The organism is Galbibacter kalidii, assembly GCF_026241135.1.
In the GTDB taxonomy this organism is placed as follows: domain Bacteria; phylum Bacteroidota; class Bacteroidia; order Flavobacteriales; family Flavobacteriaceae; genus Galbibacter.
Genome location: NZ_JAPFGA010000013.1, coordinates 24,417 through 44,650 on the forward strand (window position 1 = coordinate 24,417; position 20,234 = coordinate 44,650).

The following is a 20,234-nucleotide window of genomic DNA, read 5'->3' on the forward strand; positions in this document are numbered from 1 at the left end:
ATTATAATTCTAATAATTTAAGTTCCTCGTCAATAAAGAAATCTCTATAACTTGTTGGTACTTTGCTTTTATATGAACCATCTTTATTAATAGATATATCCGTAATTTTATTTCCATCTTTACTTCTCTCAAAAAACAAAACTTTTGAATTAAAATTCACTTCTTTTTTTTCTGAGTGTAATTTATATCTAAAACGATTAATTGTGAAATCACTATGAGTTTCTATAATAAATTTATTTTTATCAACCTTTATAGCATTAAATAAAAAACTCCCAAAAGCTGATTGTGCTTTAGGATGAAGATGTACTTCTGGTTGTTGTATTGAGAAACAAGTATCTTCTGTAGATAAAATTTCAATTATTAATGGAAGAGCTTGTGAAACACCATAACCAACATTAGGTAATTTTACCTCAATATTATCATATTTAATAATAATTTCGAATGGTGAGCTGTTTCTTTTACCCAATTCTTTAACTTCAATTTCATCAAATAAGTTACTAGTTTTACCGAATTTTTGCAATGCACTTATTATTTTATTTTTTTCTCGATTTGATTTACTTGTTAGAATTTGTCTTAAAATAGAGGGAATATGATCTCCTTCAGGTGAAAACTTAATTTTATAAGAATCATAAGTTCTCTTCGCTTTTGCTCTAATAGGAGCTAACCATTTATAATTAGAATAGAGAAGATCGTTACCAAATGATCTCCTAGAAATTAGCTTATTACGATTATTTTGAATTTCTCTTTCTATGAAATGAATAAGTAATGATACTGGAAGCATATTCCTTGGTAGAGATAGAATTTTATATTTTTTTTGAAAATTAAAATCTATAACCCAATTTTCGAAATCTAAATTGGTTTGCTTTTTAAATCTGTAGTTAATCTGTTTTTTTGTGAACTTAATTAGAACATCAAATTCTAGAATATTGACTTTAATTTGTTTTAATGTGGGAACTGAATTGATTTGATTAAACTCAAAAATTACTCTAAATAAGCCCTGTTCTCCTTCATCATTAATTTCAACGTTTTTTTCAATACCAATCTGAAAAAAATTATCTTCAGTTTGTTTGTTTATTATCTCTTCAAAATAACCAAGCTCTACCTCATTATTGTTAAATTCATAAGAATACCAAAATTCAGTACTCGATAATAGATTAATTACTTTTAAAAATGATGTTTTTCCAGTACTATTTTCTCCTACTAAAAAATTCATATCAACAAGGTTTACAATTTGATGCTTGAATCCTTTATAGTTTTTTAAGAATATTTTTTCCATTTACTATGTGTTTCTCAGTATTAATGTGGTACAACTTATTTATATTCCCAATATAATACCGTATATCCCCCAAAACCGGTTGGATATACACAATGGCATATATTGTTTATCAAATATAACCCTTTTTCACCCAAACCCCCGCTGTCGCTCCCCCGAAGCTTTGGGGTATCATGTGGCACATCAAATTTAACCAACAAGTCTTATAAAGTGGTTATGGATGTTAAAATTTTATAATTTACGAGCTTGTGCAGCGGTTGCCAATGTTGGCATTTCGTTTTATTAACTTTTTAATTTTGATTATTATTTTTCTCTGCATCTCTCATTATAACTAGCATTGTAATTATCATTGCGATAATTAAAATGACATTCGAAATAATACTAAAAGGTATTTCCTGAAGATTGTCAAAGTCAACTTTCGAAATATTGTAAATCATAAGCACAATATTTCCGATAATTATTAAATATATAAAGTAAGTTTTTTTCATTTTCGTTTTAAATTTTTGGTAACGGGTTGCGGCTATGAAAAGTAGCGTGCAAGTACACGCAAACTTTTCCGAGTTGCCATATTGGTTTTAAAAATACAAAAAACTTCGGGTTAAGCCTTTAGGAGCTATTTTTTATAGCCGCTGTTGGCAACTGCCATTTCCCTCGTTTAATACTTTTGTCCAATTTTTTCAGGTCTGTCTTTTGGGTATCCGAACTCGTCTCTGTACTTTTTCCTTTCGTTGGTAAAGTCCCACCATTTTTTTGAATAATTCCTATTTTTAGCAAAATCAACTACCAATCTAAATTGGTCTTCAACACAAGGGTCGGTTTGGTAGCCTTTCTTTTTTTCATAGAGGTCAGTCAATTCAGCACCTCTTTTTCCATTCAATTCCTCAATGCTGTAATAACCTAAAAAAACCAAATCTTTCGCAAACTCAATTCCGATTGAGGGAATTTGTTGAAAGTCGGCTATAGCATAAATTTCCTTTGCTCTGACCTCTGAAACATTTAACAAAACTGCTAATTCGTCTGAAGCATATTCTAAAATCTCATACTTTTTAATCTTATTCTGACGCAGATTTTTTCTTTCGGTCTCGGAAAGTTCCAACTTTATGTTTGTTTTGCTTTTCAAAACTCCGTATTTAATTACCCTTTTAGTTTGAAATGTGGGTTGTAAATCAGTCCGATTACGTTTCCAAATGGGTCTTTTACCGTTGCGGTCATTATTTCGCCTCCCACATCATACGGTTTTTCGTTTTCCGTTGCTCCCAATGCTATAAGTCGGTCGTAAACTTCTTGGATTTTCTCAACTCCCCAATAAGAAACAACACTTTCTATTTTTTCGCCTTTTGCTCCTTCTTCTGGTTGAAGTCCCAATTCGTAGCCACCAATATTGAAACCAACATAATAAGGTTCGTCAAAATAGGCTTTTGTTTCAAATGCTTTTTCGTACCAATCTCGTGCTTTTTCGATGTCATTAACTTTGTAAATGGTGGTTCTTAGACCTAAAATTGATGTTTTTTCCATATTTTTTTTAGTTGGGTTTGGTTCGGTTCTTTCTTGAGAATGACCAAATTGAGTAAATAAGGCTAAAATTCCGATGAATATTGTTTTTTGCATAAGTTCTGTTTTGGTTGTTGCCTACTTGTTTATATCTCCAATATAATACCACATATCCCCCAAAACCGGTTGGATATACACAATAGTACATATTTCTTATCAAATATAACCCTTTTTCACCCAAACCCCCGCTGTCGCTCCCCCGAAGCTTTGGGGGTATCATGTGGCACATCAAATTTAACCAACAAGTCTTATAAAGTGGTTATGGATGTTAAAATTTTATAATTTACGAGCTTGTGCAACCCTTAGTTTAGCAAAGTTATTTATATTCAATTTCTCGGGTTAAAAGTCTATCTATTTTTCCGTTTTCGTAAATTCTTTTTGCAATCCAATTGTCAAATTTGTCCAAGTCGTACTCATATTTAAATGTTGAAATTAATGAGTCGTTTTCGTTAAACTCTTTTAGTCCGATTAGTTTTTGACAATCGTATTCGTACACTATTTTTCGGTTTCTTTTTGAGTCAGGTTTATGAACAGTTTCAACTTTAGTGGCTATTTCATTTTTGTCAAAGTAGGTCGTTGAAACAGAATTTCTTATTGTGTCTGAAGATTTTAAATCGATAAAAAGTTGAGTTGTTTTGGATTTTTCTTTCGTGTTATCTTTTCGGTAATAGTAAGTTTCGATTTGTTCGAATTTCTCATTTGGGTAATTTACTATCGCTTTTGATTGATAAAGTAGAGTGTCTTTGTAATTGTAATTAACCATAAATGGTAAACTATCGGTAGACATTTTAACAACTTCTTTTTTGATTTTATTTAATTCGTTATAGCTGTAATTAATTTCCATTTTTTCATTGTCAAAAAACGTTCTTTGAAAAAGGTTGATTATTTGATGATTATCGTTATATATTTTTTCTCTTAACATCAAAGTATCTTGACTTTCATTGTTTAGAGAATCTCTTTTTATAAGGATTGTGTATTCGGTTATTTGACTTGCACTTTTAGTCAGTCCGTTTTTCAACAACTTTGGTTCTCGACAGCAACCAACTAATAAAATCCAGAAAAGTAAAATGAGAAGTTTGTTCATTCGGTTTTAATTGTGCCCAACTCGTTATATGATTACTAAAATACATTTTTATCCCTTCACATTTCGGGACAACAACACTTTCATATTGTCTTTTTTGGGTTTTGTTAAGGAAGAACCAACCCATGCTTGTGTCTTTTTATAGTTTTAGAAGTTATGGGAGTCAATGTTTTACAATTTACGGGCTTGTGCAACGGTTACCGATGTTAGCTATAGTTATTTTAGTTTTTTAAACTTAATCCAATCTTCCATTTCGGACATAAAACTTTCCGCAAGTCCAATGCCAGAATTATAAATTGCATCTATATCTTCTATATCAAACTCAACCCATTTATTCCAAAAATCAGTTACTATTCTAAATAATTCAGGCTCTTTTTTCTCAAGTAGTTTAAGATGTTCATCATAGTTGTTATCAACGTGGTCAGCGTAAATTGAGATAAGATATCCAATAAATCGATTTATTGAGTCAGGTTTATATTTACTCAAAAATTTTAGATGTAGTTTTTTAATATCATCAATTGAGCACTTTACATCAAGTCCGTTCATTATAAATTTCTCAGGACTAAAACCCATTTCCAAATATTTCGGATACATTTTGTAATGGTCGAAACAATTCTCAATGTAATCACAAAGAAACTTATTAAAGACTTTACTTAATTTCCAATCAGATTGAAACGATAAGAATATATGATTACCAATAACGTAATTGAATTTATTCAACCAAATATGAAGTAATTCGTGAGCAATTGATTCATTGTCTATAATATTCGGATTATAAAAAATTGTTGATTTTCCGTTTTGAGTAAAGACTTCGCAATAATTGATATCCTTTTGTTGAAAATCGATTTCAACTTCTTTTCTTAATTCAGATAAGAGTTGAGAAGTATTTGTGTCTAATGTATTCTCGATGTTCATTTATAATTATAGCTAACTTGTTTATATCCCCAATATAATACCGTATATCCCCCCAAAATCGGTTGGATATACACAATGGCATATATTCCTTATAAATCGCCTAAATCCCCGCTGCCGAATCCCCGTATCCTTCGGGGTATCATGTGGCATTTCAAATTTAACCAACAGGTCTTAAAAAATGGCTATGGCTGTCAATATTTTACAATTTATGGGCTTGTGTAATCGGTTACCATTGTTATCTGCTGGCATTTTTAATATCCAAATATTTTAATTTCCTTTGGTTCTATAACTTGTTCCATCTCATCAATTTTACCTTCATCAATTATCGAATTTTCGCTAAACGCATCCTTGGTTTTTGAATTACTTATCCATTCGATATTCCAAATATTAGAATTATCATTTACTACTTTTTTACAAAGCTTCTCTGTATAATTTTTGTTCCTATCAATTTTGATTGTTAATCGCTGTAACCAAACCTGCAAGTGTCCAACATTTGGTATTTTATCAAATTTATTTTCGATTGCATCAAATATCTCATCTACTATTTCCTTATTAATTTCCAACGACAAAATTTTACTTAAAATCGCTGTTATTACAGGATAAGTTCTTGGATTCTTAAATGCTATATCTACTAAAATACTAACCAAAACTTTTGAGTTTTCTTCCTTGAATAATTTTATAGGATAAACTCGCTCTTCTAAAAATTTCACCAAGGCAGTTGTTAAGCTACCTGAATTAGGATGTTTTTCTGCTAAGTTGTGAATAAGAAATAAATGTTTTTGCAAGGATTTTTCACCTTGTTTCGCCTCATTCCAATATAATTTGTCAGGTTTGACTACATCTTTAACAATGTTATCTGAAAGATAAGTTTTCTGAGAATTGAGCTTGAAACTCAGCTCAAATAAAGTTTCTGTTAGGAGCTTTGCAATCTTTATTAAAGTTTGTTGATTATTTGCGAAAATTCTATAATCGTCACGATATCTTAGAATGTGATAATCTTCAATTCTGTTTGTTGATTCTTTCCTATTATAGTTTTTTATTTTATAAGATAATTTAGCATCAGCATATCCTAAAATTATTTCTGCTATAAAGTCCATTAATGCACTTCCTTGAGGAATACCATTTGTTTGGCAAAATTGCATAGCCTGTATTCTTCTATCAATCTCATTTCCCAAATATTTTATTTTGGGTTTAGAAGGATTTAAAAAATCGTTTTTTATTACTTTCTCTCCGTGTAATGCCCAAGGAATTGTATGTGTATAGATTGAACCATAACAATCCGTGATGTCTGTATTCATAAAACAGTCAAAATGCAATGAAAGCTCTAAAGATTTTTGTTCTATTTGTTGCCACCAATTTATTATTGTAATTGCTTTGTCATTTCTGTCATTTTTCTTTGATATTAGCGGTATGCTATAGCAGTTAATATTTTTGTTTTCTTGAAATTTTTGAAACCTTTTTACGATGATTTTCCAATTATGCTCATTAGTGATTTTGTTAACTAAATTAACATAAATTACAGGGTTTAGAAGTTGTAGAGGTCTCCAAGCATACTTCCCATCTTTATTTGTCAGCAACTTGTAATTTACATTATTAAGTCTTTTTGCTTTATCTAAGGGGATATTGTCAACATTCGAGTCATTTGAAAGTGCATCTAATAAAGGCTGAAAATTATAGTATTTTGGAAGGTCAATGTCTGAGTAATTTTCTTTTTTAAGAAAATAATCTCTCGCTTCGGTATGTGTAAGTTCTAATAAGGTTTTCAATTCTTTGAATGTTTCAATATGTTTCTATTCTGCTTGCTGCTAACTCGTTTATATCCCCAATATAATACCGCATACCCAAAAAACCCAGCTGGATATACACAATAGCATATATTTCTTATCAAATATAACCTTTTTCCTTTTAGGTATATTCAAGCTGTTTTTAGGTGAAAAGATGTCCCATTTAGGTAAAAAGGCTAAACTTTTAGGTTCCATCGTTAAAGTTTTAGGTTCCGGAGCTAAAGTTTTAACAAAGAGACCTAAAGTTTTAGGCTACGGAGCTAAACGTTTGGGTCCCGAACCTAAACGTTTAGCTAAATAACCAATAGCGTCCAAAACGTTTTTCGATACGATAAAAACAGGTGATTTTAATAGGCTTGTTATGAGATAATGGCTGTTTTTAAAAAAGAACCCCCTGTGCATATTTTGGAGGCGGTTCCGGAGGCCTGTCAAAAGGTCTGTCCAACCATCGTTGTAGCTCAATCTTCACGAACAGGTTTAAACGGATAAAGGCCACTAGGTTGGACAGGTGCCATTTGTGTTTGGCCATGGCCCTGAGGGCCTTTAGGACGAGTATGGTTATCAAGGCTGTCCATATCTGTATCCATACAGCATTGGGGCTTGTGCCTATAAAGGATTTGATGTGCAGCAACTGCTTGATTTCCCTAAAGAAAACCTCTATCTGCCAACGTCCCCTGTAAAGTTCAGAAATGGTGTTTGCCGACCATTTCAGATGATTGGTGATCAGCTGTATGACCTGTTTGTTTTCTTGATCCCAAATAGCCACCCGTCTGAGGTTTCCTTTATATTTATCCTTGGAATCCCTCCGTCCCAGTTCGATGATTTCATCTTTTAAGATGTTCTGATATCTGTTCTCAGGCAGTTCCAGCTCCTTTACAGTATGAAATTTGAGATTGTTTTTGTGCCTGACCACGAAAAAGGCTTTGTTGCTGTCCCAAATATTCAACAGGTTGAAATCGTTATAATAACGGTCGGCCACAATCACGCTGTCCTTAACCAAAGGGATGTCGTAAGCCCCTCTGTTGTCTCCGGTTTTACCATCGGTCAGGTTCACATAGGCAGGCAGATTGCCATCATAGTCCAGTAGCGTGTGCATCTTGACTGCGCCCTTGGTAGTCTTGTACTTGGCCCAATCGAATACTGACAGGCACAAGTCTATGGAGCTACTGTCCAAAAGGAATATCTTACTTTTGATGCGGAACTTTGTGCGTCCATAGCCCGGATGCTGTCCCAAACCCTGAAGCAGGGCATAATAGTAATCACGGAACAGTTCCCAACTGCGGTGCTTGTTTTGATAACTCACGCTGGACTTGGAAGGTGCCTTTTGCACCCCCAAGTGGTTCAGATTGCCTGTGGCTGAGCGCAACCCGTTACTGATATCCCTGACGGACTGACTCTTGGCCAATTGACAGAACAGCATCGACACTAGGTGGGCCCAACTGTTGAAACCTTTTTGGTGCTTATCGCTTTGGTGTTTGTCTACGAGTTTTTTAAACTGGTGCCTTTCCAGTTTTGATATAATCTGGGAAAATAACGTTAGATTTGCCATTAGAGGGGAGGTTTGTGTTGCTACCCCAAAGGTAAAACTTTGGGTTACAAAACTCCCCTCTTATTTTTTAAACGTTTTGGACGCTATTGCTAAATAACCTAAAAATATCATGTTTGGACCTAAAAATTTGGGTGAAAGACCTAAACGTTTGGGTATTGAAGCTAAAAAAGCCTCTATACCTGGTTGGTGATATAGAGGCATATAGTGTTTAACAACTATTAATTTTCAGGGATATCAGTTTTTTTACGGGTACGTGGAAAAAACTGTTTTAATTCCGCTACTTTTTCGGTAAATCCGTTTCCCCCGGCTCCTTTTTTGTACTGGGCATGCCCATAATCTGTCAGTGCATCCTGATAGTTGTCATAATCGTGAAGTATCTTGGTGCTTTCCATCTGGAAGGCAATACTTCTTAAACGTTGCAATCGACTTTCAAGAAAGATTCTGGCGTGATAATCTTTTTCAAAATCACTCCAATCCACTTCAGTGGCACTCAATTCGGCATTGCTCTGATGATAATCAAAGACCTTGTTTACAAAAAGCTTGTTCATCTCGTTAATGGAGCCGTACTTTACCCGCTCTTCTTCTGTAAGTGCGGAAAGTTTACCCTTAATCACGGTTTCCAGATCGTCAATGGCTTTGTCGATTTCCGTTTGGTCTTCTTGGGTGAGTTTTGATTGAATTACGTTTCGCATAATATTAAAATTTTAAGATTAATACCACCAAACATATAAAATAAACTCTTTTAAAACAAAAATACATCTAAAATAATCGACCAACGGAATATATGAGCTGCATTTTGTACAAATTTAATTCCTTTAAATACAAATTATGACCATTTTTGCCCCTTATTTGTTTTCGAGTTTCAGGTCTTTAAAAATCGCTTTAAACATTTCGCCCGGATCGATATCTATGGCCAGGGCGATTAAGTATAGTTCCCTCGCCCTAAGTTGTGTAGAAGTATTTAGGGTCAATTCACTTATTCTGGATTTGCTAATACCAGTTTTCCTTGATATCTCTGCTTTACTAGCCGACTTTTTAGTTAAATATTGTCCTAAAGGTGTCATACGTCTATTCATTATTTGGTAGACACCAATAGTTCTCTTACATCTACATCTAAAACTTTAGCAATCTCTACCAACGTTTCCAGGGATGGTTGCATATCATTGGTACACCAACGGGAAACAGTGGTTCTGTTTTTACCTGTTTTTTCGGCTAACCATTTATTTGTCCTATCCTTTTCGGCAAGCACTACTCTTATTCTATTAATGTGTTTTTTAGATATCATCTATATAGTATTACACTAATTAAATTGCATTCAGCACTAATTTAATTTATTTATTTCTTTTATATTTGTGTAAATAATGCTATATTAGTTTCGTAAAACGATTCATTATTATCTTTATACAGCAATATATATCATTTTTAGTTCAATAATTTATAATATCTAAATTTTTATACAAATGAAAAGATACACCAAAGCCGATTTAGAAGCCTTAGTTTATATGCAATTGGAAAACCTCAATGCCATGCACGACCTTTTAAGTATCATGAAACACCAAAACGAGTTGTTACATAATGCCAATAAGAAACTAAAGGAAGAAATATTGGATACTAAGCTTCAGCCATATCCTGTCGCTAAAAAAAGACGGTCTTAACTCGATAATCGAGATTTGAATGCTCCGACGCCTGTCTGCCGAACAGGCAGGCTTGCGTCGAAATGTTTTTTAGTTTTTCCTTCTAATGCCTTGCGAGCTTGTCCATGTGAAATATTCCCAAAGGGATTTCACAGGACTTGCTCCGAGGTAGTTTATTTATATCAAAACCAAAGCGGCTATGGAAGCTATAGAAGAATTGCAAAGACACGAGCGGCAACTGTGGTTGTACCGTCTTTATAATATAATGCTCCTACTTATGCTAGCCGGCAATGTGTGCTTTTATGCTTTGCAGGCAGATAACAATGTACCCGCATCATTTTTTTACCATAATGGGCTAAAGTATCTTTATTTGCTTTTTCCCTTAAGTGTAATTCTTAAAGGGGTTTCTAAAATTTGTGACAGGCAAGCGAAATATTACAACCATCTGTTGGAAAAGCAAGTCCCTAATGGTAAAAAAGGCTTAAGCATAGTACAGTTGGAAGAGATCTCATATTACAACAGTACCGCCCAACTTTACCGTAAAATTGCCAGAAGGCTCTTTTACATCAGTTGTATGGCATTGTTGTTTGGGCTTGGTTGCCCGATGGTTTATGTTTTGTGGGGATAAGTGTATGTTGCTTTATTTTCTCTCCAGGGGTAATTGGGTGTGGTTGTTTATTTTTGGAGGTATCACGCAGCGGTCTCGGTCATGGGTAGTTGCGCGGGTTAGCACTTATCCGCCTCAGGCGGAACACACCAAGCTGAAAATTCCGCAGTAATTTTCAGAAGTAGGCGAGTAGAAGCAATTACTTATAGCATCCATTGTTGGGTGCAGTTTTTTTCTCCGTACAGGCATCTATAAAAAGCTCACCAAGTTCAGTTAAAATATAATTTTCTTCAAAGTCAACATCAATATCAAAATCTACAGATAAATAATCGTCCTCCTTGTTATTAGGTATTTCTAATGATTGATAACCACTAAAAGCTTCTTGTACATATTTTATTAAGCCCAACCTAATCAAGTTGGAAATTTCAAATTCTTTTAGATTATCTGTTGGAACACTTTCAGGTTCGTTGATTTCTCTTATTAGGGATTTTTCAGAGTACGGCATATTTCTTAATTCCATTTCAAGAGAAGATTTTTCTCTCTGTAATTTCCATAATTTGTCCGAAAATCCATATTTAGAATTCCCTCTTTCTTCCTCTATTTCCTCTTTCCTTGTTTCAATTTTTTGTTTTAAATCAATTTCTCTTTGTGGTCTCTCTTTTTGAAATAAATGTAATAGTTCAGTTCTTCTTATCACGTTCTTTTTTCTTTCAGCAACGACTTTTTCAAGATTTAGAAATTCATTTATCGAAATTTGCCCTAATATGTAAGGGAAAACGTGATTTTCAACATTCTGTTCTGAATCAACCATATTTGAAAGTAAAATTGCCCACTTATCTTGCAGGACTTCATCCTCTTCTAGAGAAGAAGTTTCTAATAGTGGAACAAGTAATTTAAAAGAAATTGTATGGGGTTTTATTCCGTGTTTTTCACAATACTCTTTTGCTTTGTTTAATACTTTTACTTGATTTTTAAATTTCCAATAGGTAACTTTTTCTTTTATAAGCAAACCTGTTTCTTCAACAGCAGGCATCACTAATTTGTCAAGGAAATCTTTTGCCAATTCGACTCCTTTTTCAATTGTTGAAGATTTTATATTTATATCGTTACTCATTTTTTTTTGGTCAAATTGTTCCCAATTCGTTATATGATTACTAAAATACATTTTTATCCCTTCACATTTCGGGATGACAACACTTTTTTATGGTCTTTTTTGGGTTTTGTTAAGGTAGAATCACCCAAATTTTGTGGCTTTTTATAGTTTATAGAAGCTGGGGAAATCAATATTTTACAATTTATGAGCTTGTGCAACCGATTACCGTTGTCATGTGTAGTGTTTATTCAGATGGGTTCTCCTTATCCTCTTCTTTTTCCTCTGTAGTAGATAAATATCTAAGGTTTAGATTAAGTATTCCATTGTAAGGAACTACAAAATAACTGCTATTTATTACCTTTGTTTTACTGCCTATCTTTTTTTCAGGGTAACTTAGAACCAAATATTCGACTGTATTATCTTTGTGTAGTTGAAAGTCAACTAAATTACCTCTGTAAATTATTTCCCCTTCGTCTGTTTTTGCCAAAATGTCAACAACACGTTGATTTACATCATCAGATGATATGGTTTTATCTTTACTGTACTTTTTTATATCTAACACCTCTCCCGTAAAAAGGTAATACCAATTGTTGTCATACCTTAACAAACTAAATTTTCTATCTAATTTAAAATACCTTACTATATTTCTAAACAGGTAAGATAGTATTGTTGCTATTAGTGTTAAAGAGATGAAATAGCATATTATGTTATAAATATTATCAGTAATATTCCCATAGTCATCTATCGCATTAGGGTTGAACAATAGCTTGAATATAATATCAAAATCAATTTTATGACCAAATCCCTCTACTATCACAATCCATACGGAATGTAATAATCCTGCAAGAAATATAGAACTAAAAATTTCTTGTAAGGTATTTTTATAAGTAAAAGATTTAGATAACTCTTTTGTGAAGTAAGCCCTTCTTGCAATAATAGCTGGTGAAACTATTAAAAAAATAGCTAAACTGACTATAGCAATATTCATTATTTAGCAGGGACTAATTGTCTAACTTTATAAACTTTTCCATTCTCCCCTTTAACGGTAAAGTTATCTGAATTATCTATTTTAGAATAAACTTTTTTTGATAAGTCTTTACTTACGACAATTCTTTTGGATGCACCTGAAACTTGCTTAGTTCTAGTGTTACCAATAATAACTTTGTATAGTACTGAATTTTTAACTTTCCAACTCATAACAATAAATATATAACAAATTTTATTCCAAAACAACTTTCAATTTGTCCACAATGTTTCTTTTACATTACACACAACTTATTTATACCCCCAATATAATACCGCATATCCCCCTAAAACCGGTTGGATATGCACAACGGCATATATTCTTATCAAATATAACCCTTTTTCCTTTTTAGGCATATTCAAGCTGTTTTTAGCCAAAAAAGAGGTTTTGGTCTGATTGCGGTAAAATGTTAAAAAATTATTTAGATTTAATTTAAATAGATATATTTGCCGCGAAATAATCATTTTTCTAGTGGGCAAAAAGAAAAAAGACAAGAAGAAAAACAAAAAACATAAGGAACTCAAGTTAAACAACTTGAAGTCCAAATGCTGCAAAAAATACACGAAAGGTGAATCCAAACGCTGTAAAAAATGCCCGTGCTTTGACCTGATGAAAGACAAAGCAGCATAAACATATTAAAGAGGCTGTCTAAAAAGCCCTTACCGAGTTTGATTTGTCAGTCTGAGCCTGTCGAAGACATATTGAACTTCAATAAATTATGCTTCGACAGGCTCAGCATGACATCTAGATTTGCAACTTTTTGGACAGCCTCTTTTGGAAACCTACTTCCCCAACATCAACAGTTCGTTACAATTGATTTCGGTGATATAGCGTTTAACCCCCTCTTTGTCTTCATAACTTCTAGTAGTCAGTTTTCCTTCTACAGCCACTTCTTTACCTTTGTTTATGTACTTTTCTGCGATTTCGGCAGTCTTCCCCCAAGCAACGATATTATGCCATTGTGTATCTTTGATCACATCGCCGTCTTTGTTTTTATAACTGTTGTTGGTAGCGATAGAAAATTTTGCTAATTTCCTTCCACTTTCCAATTTAATGATCTCTGGATCGTTTCCTAAATTCCCAATCAGTTGCACTCGGTTTCTTAACGTATTCATAATTAAAATTTTTAAAGATTACTATTATTTATTAATCGTTGATCCATTCATTCAAATCAACACTGCAAATATTGCCTACACTCCAAATTTTATTCGGTTCTTACTTGGTTACTTTCGTTTAATTTCGGTTGTAATCGTTTGTATTCGTTTGGAAACGGGTATTAAAATCGATTTAAACCCCATAAAGACAAGGGATAAAGCATTTTTTTAACAATTAAAACCCTTTAGTAAAAACAAAGGATTTCTTAATTGATTTCCCTTAAAACATTCACTGTCAGCATCCATCCCTTATGAAAAACGATAAAAAAACAGTACTTTTATGGGGTCTAACCCCCTCAAACATAAGACAAGATGATTATTAATTTAAAAGGAGAGGTCTGGAAGGATCTCCACAAAGAAGAATGGCGAGAAAACGAAATCTATAAAATATCAAATTTTGGAAGGGTCATCAGCTACAAGCACGATAAGGATGGCAAATTGATTACTCCCGGCAATGTGGGAGGTTATAGTGCCATCACAGCCATTAAAAAGAACAGGAAGAACGATTTGGTCTACATCCACCGTGCCGTTGCAGAGTTGTTTATTGAAAACCCTTTTCAAAAGCGGTTTGTAATTCATAAAGATTTCAACAAAACCAGTAACCGAATGGACAATTTGGCCTGGGTAAACAGAAAAGAACTGACTGAACACAACAGTAAAAGTCCGAAAATGATTGCCGCCAAAGAAAAAAGAAAAACACATCGAACCTATACAAAACTAACAGAAGCAAAAGTAAAACTGATAAAAAGAAAAATCAACGACCCCAACAGACGGACACGCCTTAAAATGATAGCAAAACAATTCGGAATTTCAGAAATGCAATTGTACAGAATTAAGTCGGGTGAAAATTGGGGGAGTGTTAACCCCTGAAAATAAATACAATGGAAAGAACCTGTCTTGAATGTAATGAAAAACTGATTGGCCGAGCCGATAAAAAATTTTGCAGTGATTATTGCAGAAACGCTTACAACAACAAGCTAAACAAAGACAGTAAAAACCTGATTCGTAACATTAACAACCGGCTTCGAAAAAACTATCGCATCCTCGAAGAACTCAATCCGGACAAGAAGACAAAAACTACCAAGACCCGATTGCTCAACAAGGGTTTTGACTTTGAATATATCACTAATACCTATACCACAAAAAAAGGAACGACCTATTATTTTTTGTATGATATTGGTTATTTACCGCTGGATAATGACTATTACATGTTGGTAAGAAAATAACATTAAGATTAATAACCTGAGTTCGATTATTCTCACTTTGTCAAAACGGTTTTAAATAGTGAGACCTGCCTACCGGCAGGCAGGTACAAACTTTTTTATGACGCAATATCGGGATATTGCGGATTAAAAAAGTGAAGTAGATTGCTGTTTAAAACTGAACATGCTATACTCTAGCAATAAAAACACCCATTTACTGCGTTAAATTTTATTGCGATAGCTATGGCTATCCCTCAAAAATTTGCCTTGTAACTGAGTATTTTTATTGATTTTGACTTTGTGATAATAATCGAACTCAGGTTAATAGTTGTGACTACTCAATTTCAACGCAGCAACCACAATATCTTTTCTACTGATCTGCCCTACCAATTTACCGTTTTCCATAACGGGAAGCCTTCGGCGGTTTCCCTTATAAAACTGTGAAGCAGCGTCAAAAATATTCATATCGTGTTGAATCGTCTCCACATCTGTTGTCATAAAGTTTTCAGTACTTTTGTTCAAAATAGGCATATTAAAATACCTGCTTTCGGATATTTGTTTCATACAATCCGCTTCAGAAATAATCCCCACCAAATGACCGTTCTTATTACATACAGGCCCCCCGGAGATTCGATGCTTGATAAAAAGCTCCATCACCTCCAAAATTGACTGATCCGGCCTAAAGATCACCAAATTTTTAGTCATATAATCCTCTACCAAAATAGGGGCATTGTACTTCTTTTTTTGCTCTTCCCTTGCCCCTTGAAAACTTTTAATTCCCATAAGTTGAACTTTTTTAAAAACAATCCTAATATTATAAAGTTAGTCATTATCAATTTAATAAAATTAATTATTTTCAATATAATTGTTAATTTTTCTTCTTTTTGTAAATTTAAAAAGTAATTTGATCTTACTTAACATGGAGTTTAAACATACACTTCATTATTTTATGGCTATTTTTATGACAGTTCAACAAAAAACTCCAAGCAATTGAAAAAATTTTCCCTTATTCTATCGTTCATCATCCTCATAGCGGCGGCGGCATGGGGTTTTTATGATATGATGCCTCAAAAAGAATATGCCCCCGGGCAATTTTCAACAGAAAATGCACTAAAGCATATAAAAACCATAGCTGAAGCCCCTCATTATGTTGGTTCCAAAAAACACGAAGAGGTAAAAAAATATGTTATTTCAGAATTATCCACAATGGGCCTTGAGGTCGAAACCCAAGAAGGATACACCAGTGGCGATTGGGGGAATGTGAGCAAGGCCATCAATATAATTGCTAAAATAGAAGGCTCTGGAAACGGCAAAGCCCTCGTTTTGATGGCACACTACGACAGTAACACACATTCTTCAAAAGGTGCCAGTGACGATGCCGTAGGGGTAGCTGTTATCCTTGAAAGCATTAGAGGCTATTTAGAAGCGGGGAACAATCCGAAGAACGATATCATCATCCTTTTTACAGATGCTGAAGAATTGGGGTTGAACGGAGCGCAACTCTTTGTAGACGAGCATCCATTAGCGAAAGACATCGGACTCATATTAAATTTTGAAGCACGAGGAAGTGGCGGACCAAGTTATATGCTGATCGAAACCAATGGTGGTAACAAAAACCTGATCGAAACTTTTAATGAAGCCAATCCGGAGTTTCCTGTTGCCAATTCACTTGCTTACAGTATTTACAAAATGCTTCCCAACGATACCGATCTGACCGTTTTTAGGGAAGATGCCGATATCGAAGGGTTTAATTTTGCTTTTATAGACGACCACTACGACTATCACACCGTTAACGACAGCTATGAAAATCTGGACAGCAATTCTTTACAACATCAAATTTCATATCTCATTCCATTGCTGGAATATTACAGCACACACGACCTTACAAAACTGAAAAGCGAAGTCGATTATATATATTTTGACTTCCCTATATTCAATTTTGTTTACTACCCATACAGTTGGGTTTTCCCCATGCTTATTCTCGCTGTACTTCTCTTTTTAATTCTGATTGGATATGGAATAAAGAATCAAAAACTCACTCTTAGAGGGATTTTTCAGGGATTTGGAGCCTTTTTCATTACACTTACCCTTACTGGTATTATCGGTTATTTCAGTTGGACAGCCATTACAGCGCTCTATCCTCAATATCTTGATATTCTCCACGGATTCACCTATAACGGACATTTGTATATTGCCGGATTTACAGCATTAAGCTTCGCTTTGTGTTTTTATGTGTATTCCAAATTCAAAAAAACAGAAACTGCCAATTTGTTGATCGCTCCTATTTTTGTTTGGCTGCTTATCTGTACGGCTATTGCTGTTTATCTAAAAGGTGCGAGCTTTTTTATCATTCAGGTTTACGGTGCTTTGGCCGCTTTGCTGATTTTGGTCAGTACAAAAAAAGAAAAACCTTCACTGTTGTTTTTACTGCTTTTGTGCTTTCCCGGATTATGGATGCTCTCACCCTTGATTCAAATGCTTCCGGTCGGCCTCGGATTAAAAACACTGGCTTCATCATGTATAATAAGTGTGTTTCTTTTCGGGTTGCTCATTCCTGTTTTCGGTTTCTACAAACAAAAAAAGAAATTGGCTTTGTTAGGTTTTGTATTGTGTGCTATTTTCTTGATTTCAGCACATTTTCAATCTGATTTCACTGAAGAACGACCACATCCCACTAGTTTGTTGTATCTATTTGACAGCGATAACAACACAGCAAATTGGGCTACATACAACAAATCGTTGGACAACTGGACTTCACAATATTTAGGTGACAACAAGCGCAGTCCTGAAGACTTAAGCCATTTTAGCAGTAAATACGGCACTGGATTTTCATACGTATCGGAAACTACAGTGAAAAACATCCAAACACCCGATATTTCAATAGTAAAAGATACCGTGATTGGCAATGAAAGACATGTTGGTATTTGTGTTGTCCCATATCGAAATGTAAATCGGCTTGAAGTGAGAACCAACGAAGTTGAAGTATTGTCGTGTGCCGTAAACAATGTTCTTCTTTCCAAAAAATTTATAGAAAACAGAAAGGACAGGCTTTTTACACACTACATCAGCAACAACGATTATACAGAAATTTCCTTAACTTTTGATGTTTCTGAAAAGCCCGTATTGATCTTTTATGAAGCTTCATACGATCTGCTGGAGCATGAACTGTTCAGCATTCCTGATAGACCTGACAATGCTATTCCCATGCCTTTTGTCATCAACGATGCTGTTATGGTTAAAAAAACACTGAAATTATAATGAACCCATTTTGACTTTTCCTAATTAGCTACAAAATGGTCTTTTTCCCTATATTTTGCCTTTTTCTTACCCCGTAGCTAAGGCTATGCGGTGCAAAAAGTCTTCATCTAGGGAAAAAATCCCTATTTTTCGCTTCAATTAAAAAGTCAAAATGGGTTCAATGCAAAGAAAAATAGCGGTATTAGGTTGCGGATGGCTGGGACTTCCGCTTGCCAAATCATTTATCGAAAAAGGATACCAAGTAAATGGAGCCACTACTTCTGTAGACAAGATCCTGAATTTAGCACAACACAACATCAACCCTTTTTTGATTGCGATTCATATGAATCACATCGAGGGTAACATCAGTTATTTCCTTCAAAACACTGATGTATTGGTGATTTGTATTCCCCCCCGCGTTCGGCAGCATTCAGAATGTAATTATGTGTCAAAAATCCGCGTATTATCAGAAAAAATAACCCTTTCTGATGTTAAAAAAGTGATTTTCATCAGTAGTTCTTCAGTCTATGCCAATGACAATACTATTGTGAATGATGATACGATTCCGCAACCACAAACTGAAAGTGGAAAGCAAATTCTGGCTGCAGAAAACCTATTGAAGGAGAGTTCGAATTTTGAAACAACCGTTATTCGATTTGCCGGATTGTACGGCATGAAAAGGCATCCTGTAAACCAACTCTCGGGAAAAAAGAATATTCTCAACCCTGAAGCTCCGGTAAACCTCATTCACCTCAACGACTGTATCGGGATCATCAATGCCGTAATAGCAAGAGAGGCCTGGGGAAAGACTTTTAATGCAGCTGCACCTCACCACCCTTCAAAAAAAGAATATTACATAATTCAGACTCACAAACAAGGCATTCCTCCACCCAAATTTGACCACAAGCAAAAAACCCAAGGAAAGACCATTACTTCGACATTTGTTAACACCTATTTAGCATATAATTTCCTCCACCCCAACCTCGATTATTAGATTGTGAGTTAAAATTCTTAACACACGGCTGCTTTTGCAGTTAAATATTGGTTAAACAAGTCAAAAACTATAGAAGGAAATATGTTGAATCAGTAATTTTACATCGTAAAAGAAATTGAATTGAAATATTTGTTTTCATTTTAATCAGCTTAATGAAAAAGAAAAGTTAGGTTAGGTTTTTAAGTTAGTTTAGATTAGTTTATTTAAAAGGAGTGTTGTTCATCTTATGTCCAATACTCCTTTTTTATTTTGTCTTATCCCTTCAGAAGGGAAGTCAGGAAAAACTTCGTGATTTTACAACGAAAAAAATTATGTACTTTTGAAGCCTTATAATCAAACAGATAAAACGACGATCACAAAATTTACACAGATGAAAAATATTTTCACATTATTGGTCATAGGAATGATGACATTTACTTCATTTTCTCAATCGAATACAGCTCTTAGCAAACACTTTGAATCGTATTATGAACAAATGAAAGAGCAAGGCGATATGCGCGGTGTGATAAATGCGCTTACCCATTTGAATGTGCTTAGCCCCAGTGAGGCAAGAAAGGATACTTTGGCTTATTTCTATAGTAAAGCCGGGCAATATCGACAAGCGCTTAGTATTTTGGGAACTGAAAAGAATACATCAGATTCTGATATAGCTATTGAAGTAAAGGCAATATCGTTAAAAGCGCTTAACCAGCCTCAGTTGGCCGTTCAACAATTTGATATTATGTTCAGCAGAAAACCCGATGTATTTCTGGCTTATGAACTAGCTGATCTCAATCTTCAAATAGGAAAGATCGTCGAAGCCCAAACCTATATAAAATACGGTTTGGAAAATACCAAGGAGGACGATATGCTTCCCTTCTATGAAGCTAATCCGCCATATCAAGTGCCATTAAAAGCGGCTCTCACTTATCAGCAAGGGTTGTTAAAATACAACCAAGACAAAACCAAGATAGACGAAGCATTAAAATTTATTGACCAAGCAATTACCATGGCTCCGGAATTTAAGCTGGCAAAACAAATAAAAGAACTTTTACAAAATCAAAAACAAGCGGCTGCTCAGGAAACAACAACACCTCAGAATCAAGAAGATTAAGCAAGTTCAATAACAAAAAAAGCTGTTTAAAAAACTCCAAATT

Annotated in this window: 22 protein-coding genes; 7 read left to right on the plus strand and 15 right to left on the minus strand. The window is 34.2% G+C overall.

What is annotated here, in order from left to right; all coding sequences use genetic code 11:
- Window position 1 precedes the first annotated feature (1 nt).
- The 10 genes from OOZ15_RS13340 to OOZ15_RS13385 all read right to left on the minus strand — a co-directional run bounded on the left by OOZ15_RS13340 (window position 2) and on the right by OOZ15_RS13385 (window position 9,438).
- A complete protein-coding gene (locus OOZ15_RS13340; protein ID WP_265956921.1) occupies window positions 2-1,276 on the minus strand; it encodes an AAA family ATPase in 1,275 nt (424 codons plus the stop codon).
- 652 nt (window positions 1,277-1,928) lie between these two features.
- Window positions 1,929-2,393: a helix-hairpin-helix domain-containing protein gene (locus OOZ15_RS13345; RefSeq protein ID WP_265956922.1), complete on the minus strand. Its 465-nt coding sequence runs from the start codon at window positions 2,391-2,393 to the stop codon at window positions 1,929-1,931.
- A 14-nt stretch (window positions 2,394-2,407) separates the two neighbouring features.
- The gene (locus OOZ15_RS13350) at window positions 2,408-2,881 is read right to left on the minus strand and encodes a VOC family protein (RefSeq protein ID WP_265956923.1); all 474 of its coding nucleotides are present in this window, start codon (window positions 2,879-2,881) and stop codon (window positions 2,408-2,410) included.
- A gap of 259 nt (window positions 2,882-3,140) precedes the next feature.
- Complete coding sequence (locus tag OOZ15_RS13355) at window positions 3,141-3,908, minus strand: hypothetical protein (protein WP_265956924.1); 768 nt, start codon at window positions 3,906-3,908, stop codon at window positions 3,141-3,143.
- Window positions 3,909-4,121: 213 nt separating this feature from the next.
- Window positions 4,122-4,820, minus strand: a complete 699-nt coding sequence (locus OOZ15_RS13360; protein ID WP_265956925.1) for a hypothetical protein — start codon at window positions 4,818-4,820, stop codon at window positions 4,122-4,124.
- A 251-nt stretch (window positions 4,821-5,071) separates the two neighbouring features.
- On the minus strand, window positions 5,072-6,586 hold the full coding sequence (locus tag OOZ15_RS13365; RefSeq protein ID WP_265956926.1) for an RNA-directed DNA polymerase: 1,515 nt from the start codon (window positions 6,584-6,586) through the stop codon (window positions 5,072-5,074).
- A 397-nt stretch (window positions 6,587-6,983) separates the two neighbouring features.
- On the minus strand, window positions 6,984-8,153 hold the full coding sequence (locus tag OOZ15_RS13370; protein ID WP_265956927.1) for an IS4 family transposase: 1,170 nt from the start codon (window positions 8,151-8,153) through the stop codon (window positions 6,984-6,986).
- A 218-nt stretch (window positions 8,154-8,371) separates the two neighbouring features.
- Entirely contained in the window at window positions 8,372-8,845 is a 474-nt protein-coding gene (locus tag OOZ15_RS13375) for a hypothetical protein (protein ID WP_265956928.1), read from the minus strand.
- Between the two features lie 153 nt (window positions 8,846-8,998).
- The gene (locus OOZ15_RS13380; RefSeq protein WP_265956929.1) at window positions 8,999-9,229 is read right to left on the minus strand and encodes a helix-turn-helix domain-containing protein; all 231 of its coding nucleotides are present in this window, start codon (window positions 9,227-9,229) and stop codon (window positions 8,999-9,001) included.
- Window positions 9,229-9,438 (minus strand): helix-turn-helix transcriptional regulator, encoded by a 210-nt coding sequence (locus OOZ15_RS13385; RefSeq protein WP_265956930.1) that lies wholly within the window; start codon window positions 9,436-9,438, stop codon window positions 9,229-9,231. Before OOZ15_RS13385 ends, OOZ15_RS13380 begins: the two co-directional genes overlap by 1 nt.
- A 175-nt stretch (window positions 9,439-9,613) precedes the next feature.
- On the opposite strand from OOZ15_RS13385, the gene OOZ15_RS13390 reads away from it, so the two are divergent.
- The gene (locus tag OOZ15_RS13390) at window positions 9,614-9,808 is read left to right on the plus strand and encodes a hypothetical protein (protein ID WP_265956931.1); all 195 of its coding nucleotides are present in this window, start codon (window positions 9,614-9,616) and stop codon (window positions 9,806-9,808) included.
- A gap of 178 nt (window positions 9,809-9,986) precedes the next feature.
- The gene (locus OOZ15_RS13395) at window positions 9,987-10,415 is read left to right on the plus strand and encodes a hypothetical protein (protein WP_265956932.1); all 429 of its coding nucleotides are present in this window, start codon (window positions 9,987-9,989) and stop codon (window positions 10,413-10,415) included.
- Between the two features lie 178 nt (window positions 10,416-10,593).
- Here the strand turns inward: OOZ15_RS13395 and OOZ15_RS13400 are convergent, their stop codons facing one another.
- From OOZ15_RS13400 to OOZ15_RS13415, 4 genes are all read right to left on the minus strand, one after another.
- The gene (locus tag OOZ15_RS13400) at window positions 10,594-11,508 is read right to left on the minus strand and encodes an Abi-alpha family protein (RefSeq protein WP_265956933.1); all 915 of its coding nucleotides are present in this window, start codon (window positions 11,506-11,508) and stop codon (window positions 10,594-10,596) included.
- Between the two features lie 223 nt (window positions 11,509-11,731).
- Window positions 11,732-12,475: a hypothetical protein gene (locus tag OOZ15_RS13405; RefSeq protein WP_265956934.1), complete on the minus strand. Its 744-nt coding sequence runs from the start codon at window positions 12,473-12,475 to the stop codon at window positions 11,732-11,734.
- A complete protein-coding gene (locus OOZ15_RS13410; protein WP_265956935.1) occupies window positions 12,475-12,684 on the minus strand; it encodes a hypothetical protein in 210 nt (69 codons plus the stop codon). Before OOZ15_RS13410 ends, OOZ15_RS13405 begins: the two co-directional genes overlap by 1 nt.
- A 609-nt stretch (window positions 12,685-13,293) precedes the next feature.
- The gene (locus OOZ15_RS13415) at window positions 13,294-13,626 is read right to left on the minus strand and encodes a single-stranded DNA-binding protein (RefSeq protein WP_265956936.1); all 333 of its coding nucleotides are present in this window, start codon (window positions 13,624-13,626) and stop codon (window positions 13,294-13,296) included.
- Window positions 13,627-13,977: 351 nt separating this feature from the next.
- On the opposite strand from OOZ15_RS13415, the gene OOZ15_RS13420 reads away from it, so the two are divergent.
- Together OOZ15_RS13420 and OOZ15_RS13425 are read left to right on the plus strand one after the other, a co-directional pair.
- A complete protein-coding gene (locus tag OOZ15_RS13420; protein ID WP_265956937.1) occupies window positions 13,978-14,535 on the plus strand; it encodes an NUMOD4 domain-containing protein in 558 nt (185 codons plus the stop codon).
- An 11-nt stretch (window positions 14,536-14,546) separates the two neighbouring features.
- Window positions 14,547-14,891, plus strand: a complete 345-nt coding sequence (locus OOZ15_RS13425) for a hypothetical protein (protein WP_265956938.1) — start codon at window positions 14,547-14,549, stop codon at window positions 14,889-14,891.
- Window positions 14,892-15,188: 297 nt separating this feature from the next.
- Here the strand turns inward: OOZ15_RS13425 and OOZ15_RS13430 are convergent, their stop codons facing one another.
- The gene (locus OOZ15_RS13430; RefSeq protein WP_265956939.1) at window positions 15,189-15,650 is read right to left on the minus strand and encodes a CBS domain-containing protein; all 462 of its coding nucleotides are present in this window, start codon (window positions 15,648-15,650) and stop codon (window positions 15,189-15,191) included.
- A gap of 207 nt (window positions 15,651-15,857) precedes the next feature.
- Here OOZ15_RS13430 and OOZ15_RS13435 point away from each other — a divergent pair, with 207 nt between their 5' ends.
- The 3 genes from OOZ15_RS13435 (at window position 15,858) to OOZ15_RS13445 (ending at window position 20,191) form a co-directional block, all read left to right on the plus strand.
- Window positions 15,858-18,125 (plus strand): M28 family peptidase, encoded by a 2,268-nt coding sequence (locus OOZ15_RS13435; protein WP_265956940.1) that lies wholly within the window; start codon window positions 15,858-15,860, stop codon window positions 18,123-18,125.
- 160 nt (window positions 18,126-18,285) lie between these two features.
- Window positions 18,286-19,098, plus strand: coding sequence for an NAD(P)-binding domain-containing protein (locus OOZ15_RS13440; protein WP_265956941.1), 813 nt, complete (start codon window positions 18,286-18,288; stop codon window positions 19,096-19,098).
- A gap of 370 nt (window positions 19,099-19,468) precedes the next feature.
- A complete protein-coding gene (locus OOZ15_RS13445) occupies window positions 19,469-20,191 on the plus strand; it encodes a tetratricopeptide repeat protein (protein WP_265956942.1) in 723 nt (240 codons plus the stop codon).
- Window positions 20,192-20,234: the final 43 nt, after the last annotated feature.